This is a genomic window from Promicromonospora sp. NPDC060204 (assembly GCF_042728455.1).
Taxonomy (GTDB): domain Bacteria; phylum Actinomycetota; class Actinomycetes; order Actinomycetales; family Cellulomonadaceae; genus Promicromonospora.
Genome location: NZ_JBHWZO010000385.1, coordinates 1 through 4,112, shown reverse-complemented (window position 1 = coordinate 4,112; position 4,112 = coordinate 1). Strand labels below are relative to the sequence as shown.

Below are 4,112 nucleotides of genomic sequence, written 5' to 3'. Positions count from 1 at the left end.
GAGTGCCGACTTGCTGAGGGAACTGCCGACCTCGTTGAAGAAACTGCCGACCCGCGGAACTGCCGACCCGAGGGAGCTGCCGGCCTCGTCGAGGAAACTGCCGGCCCGTGGAACTGCCGACCCGCTGAGGGAGCTGCCGACCTGGGGCGTCAGACCGCCGTCAGGTCCTTGACCGCGCCCTTCGCGATGCGCAGCCGGCGTGGCGTGCGCTGCGCGACCACCGAGTCGTGCGTGACCAGCACGATCGTCAGCCCCTGGTCCTTCCACAGCCCCACGATGAGGTCGACGATCTCGTCGCGGGTCTCCTCGTCGAGGTTGCCGGTGGGCTCGTCCGCCAGCAGCACCTTCGGGTTCTTCACCAGCGCCCGCGCGATCGCGACGCGCTGCTGCTGCCCGCCCGACAGCTCGCCCGGGAGGTGGTCCCCGCGGTCGCCGAGCCCGACGGACTCGAGTGCCGCCAGCGCCCGCGCCGTCCTGGTCTGCCGGGGGATCTTGGCCGGGACGAGCGCCGTCTCCACGTTCTCCAGCGCGGTGAGCGTGGGGATGAGGTTGAAGTTCTGGAACACGAAGCCGATGGTCTCGGCCCGAGCCGCGGTGAGCTGTGCGTCGCTCATCCCGGCGAGGTCGGCGCCGTCGAGCTTGACGGTGCCGGACGTCGGCCGGTCGAGCCCGCCCAGCATCTGCAGCAGCGTGGACTTGCCGCCGCCGGTCGGGCCCTGGACGGCGACCAGCTCGCCGTCGCCGATGGTCAGGGACACTCCCTTGAGCGCGCGCACCACGCGCTTGCCCTGCTGGTACGTCTTGGTCAGGTCGTCGATCTGATACATGGGTAGACCTTTCAGCTCTGCTCGGGGTCGCTCACGCGAGGGAACGAAGGGCTTCGACCGGGCGCAGGCGCGCGGCACGCTGTCCGCCGACCACACCCGCGATCAGCCCGCCCAGCACGGCGAGGCCGATGGCGGCCAGCACGATCCACAGGCTGACCGGGGCCTGGAGGGCGACGTCGACGGCGCTGCTCGCGGCGTCGGCCAGACCGCCGGGACGCGCCCCGCCGAAGCCGCCCGTCGCGCCGGCCTGCCCGCCGGCGTCCTGCACGGCGCCGGCGGGGCCGCCGCCTCCGCTGCCCGGGCCGCCCATCGTGAAGCCGCCGCTCGACGTGCCGCCGCTCAGGGTGATGCCGGCCAGGTTCACGGCCCACACGGCCAGCGCGCCGATCGCGAGGCCGGCTACACCGCCGATCAGGCCCTGCACCACCGACTCGCCGGCGACCTGACCCACGACGCGGCCCTTGCTCCAGCCGATCGCCTTGAGGGTGCCCAGCTCGCGCGTCCGGCGGTTCACGCCGGAGACGGTGAACAGGATCGCGAGGCCGAAGGCCGCCGCCAGCACGATGACGCTCAGCCAGGTGCCGAGCGTGCCGATCAGGTTGGACGCCGTCGAGAGGGACCCGGTGACGTTCTCCGCGAGGTCGGACTGGGTGCTCACCGAGGCGTCGGGCAGCTCGGCCTCGATCGCGGTCGCCACGGCGTCCACGTTCTCGGCGGAGTCGACCTGCACGTACACGTCGGTGACCTGGTCGGCGAGGTCCGCGAGGGTCTGGGCCGTGGCGAGCGGCACGTACACGTCCGACGCCGTCGCGACGTCGTCGCCCGTCGTGGAGGTGACCGTGCCGACGATCTTCAGCTTCTCTCCGCCGGTGGTGATGGTGTCGCCGACGGCGAGCTCCTGCTGCTCGGCGTACGCGGCGTCCAGGACGGCGACGTTCTCGTCGCCCGCCTTCAGCGTCCGGCCCTCGGCCACCGTGGCGGTGGTCAGCGGGCCGACGGCGGCGGCGTCCGGGTCCACGCCCGTGACCGTGAACTGCTCGATCTCGAAGGACGACCCGCCGGCCGATCCCTCGCCCGTGCCGTCCGCGTCCATCCGCAGGTCGACGGGGCCGCCACCCTCCTGCATCGCCTCGAAGTCCGGCATCTCGCCGGAGAAGGACATGTTCTGCAGGTCGAGGGTCGCGGCGACGCCGGACACGTGGTCCAGTCCGGAGACGGACTCCAGGGCGGCGGCGTCGAACGACGTCGAGCCCATGGCCGTGCTGAGGCGGTCCTGTGCGAGGCTGCGGGTGCCGTCCTCGCCCGCCTCGCCCTCTCCCTCGCCGAAGTCGAAGCGGCCGGGGCCGCCGCCCTCGCCCGGGCCCTCGCTCGCCTGCGTGACGGTGATGTCGGTACCCACGCCGTAGACGGACTCGAGCACCTCCGACTGGGCGTTCCTGACGCCGGTCGAGACCGCGTTGACGACGATGACCAGCGCGATCGCGACCGCGAGGCCGATCGCGACCACCACCGTCTGCTTGCGTCGGTTGCGCAGCTCTCTGCGCAGATAGGTGAAGAACATGGGCTCCTGCCTCGGTCCTGAGGAACGTGCGGGGACGTTGGTGTCCGCGCAGACCGCCGCACGGGCTGGGTCGCCACGCCGAAGGGGAGGGGGCGAGCGGCGTGCGGGTCGCACCGCGGACGGTCTGCGCCGGACGATCGGGACGCTAGGAACGCACGCTGTGGTCGGGCTGTCGCAAACCTGTGGTGGCGCTGTGAACTGCGGCCCGATGGACGGTTCCGCGCCCCCTCGCCCGACGTCCTAGGCTGGGGGCCGTAACCTCCGAGCAACATCCTTAGAAGGAGACCCCGTGGCTAGCATCGAAGCCGTTGGAGCACGCGAGATCCTCGACTCGCGCGGCAACCCCACCGTGGAGGTGGAGATCGTCCTGGACGACAACACCTTCGCCCGTGCGGCGGTCCCGTCCGGCGCCTCGACCGGCGCGTTCGAGGCCGTCGAGCTGCGCGACGGCGACAAGGGCCGTTACCTGGGCAAGGGCGTCGAGAAGGCGGTCGCGGCCGTCAACGACGAGATCGCCCCCGAGCTCATCGGGTACGACGCCGAGGAGCAGCGCATCATCGACCAGGCCCTCCTGGACCTGGACGGCACGCCGAACAAGGGCAAGCTGGGCGCCAACGCGATCCTGGGCGTGTCGCTCGCCGTCGCGAAGGCCGCCGCCAAGAGCTCGGGCCTGGACCTGTTCCGCTACGTGGGCGGCCCGAACGCGCACGTCCTGCCCGTGCCGATGATGAACATCCTGAACGGCGGGTCCCACGCGGACTCGAACGTGGACATCCAGGAGTTCATGGTCGCCCCGATCGGCGCCCCGACGTTCCGCGAGGCGCTGCGCACCGGCACCGAGGTGTACCACTCGCTGAAGTCCGTGCTGAAGGAGAAGGGCCTGGGCACCGGCCTGGGCGACGAGGGCGGCTTCGCGCCGAACCTCGGCAGCAACCGTGAGGCGCTCGACCTGATCCTCGTCGCCATCGAGCGCGCGGGCCTCAAGCCGGGCACCGACGTGGGCCTCGCGCTCGACGTCGCCTCGACCGAGTTCTTCTCGGACGGCGTGTACGCGTTCGAGGGCGGCAAGAAGACGCCGGACGAGATGATCGCGTACTACGAGCAGCTCGTGGCCGACTACCCGCTGGTCTCGATCGAGGACCCGCTGTCCGAGGACGAGTGGGACTCCTGGTCCGCCCTCATGGGCAAGGTCGGCGACAAGGTGCAGATCGTGGGCGACGACCTGTTCGTCACCAACCCGGAGCGCCTCGCCAAGGGCATCGAGCTCAAGTCGGCGAACTCGCTGCTGGTCAAGCTCAACCAGATCGGCACGCTCACCGAGACGCTCGACGCCGTGACGCTGGCCCAGCGCAACGGCTTCACCACGATGACCTCGCACCGCTCCGGCGAGACCGAGGACACCACCATCGCGGACCTGTCCGTGGCGACCAACGCCGGCCAGATCAAGACCGGCGCCCCCGCCCGTGGCGAGCGCATCAACAAGTACAACCAGCTCCTGCGCATCGAAGAGGCGCTCGACGAGGCCGGCACCTACGCCGGTCGCTCGGCGTTCCCGCGCTTCCAGGGCTGATCACGGCCTGATCCGGGCCTGGTCCAGGCCTGACGGCGCCGGTCGAGGGGGCCTCAACCGTTCGACCGGCGCCGGTGCGGCAGCACCGCACCGAACTGTCAGACCCGCCCCGACGTGTCAGACGTACAGGTCACCCGGGTGACCGGTTCGTCAG

3 protein-coding genes are annotated in these 4,112 nt (G+C 71.2%); 1 reads left to right on the top strand and 2 read right to left on the bottom strand.

What is annotated here, in order from left to right:
* Window positions 1-149: 149 nt before the first annotated feature.
* Window positions 150-827 carry an ABC transporter ATP-binding protein gene (locus tag ACFWEJ_RS27685; protein WP_377232381.1) on the bottom strand — a complete coding sequence of 226 codons (678 nt, stop codon included), beginning with the start codon at window positions 825-827 and terminating at the stop codon, window positions 150-152.
* Between the two features lie 31 nt (window positions 828-858).
* A complete protein-coding gene (locus ACFWEJ_RS27680) occupies window positions 859-2,388 on the bottom strand; it encodes an ABC transporter permease (RefSeq protein ID WP_377232380.1) in 1,530 nt (509 codons plus the stop codon).
* A 289-nt stretch (window positions 2,389-2,677) separates the two neighbouring features.
* On the opposite strand from ACFWEJ_RS27680, the gene eno reads away from it, so the two are divergent.
* The gene (eno, locus tag ACFWEJ_RS27675; protein ID WP_377232379.1) at window positions 2,678-3,958 is read left to right on the top strand and encodes a phosphopyruvate hydratase; all 1,281 of its coding nucleotides are present in this window, start codon (window positions 2,678-2,680) and stop codon (window positions 3,956-3,958) included.
* The last annotated feature ends 154 nt before the right edge of the window (window positions 3,959-4,112 follow it).

What these genes read in the sequence shown, in the direction of transcription:
- ACFWEJ_RS27685 (WP_377232381.1), bottom strand. Translation starts at nt 827, where the DNA reads ATGTATCAGATCGACGACCTGACCAAGACGTACCAGCAGGGCAAGCGC.
- ACFWEJ_RS27680 (WP_377232380.1), bottom strand. Translation starts at nt 2,388, where the DNA reads ATGTTCTTCACCTATCTGCGCAGAGAGCTGCGCAACCGACGCAAGCAG.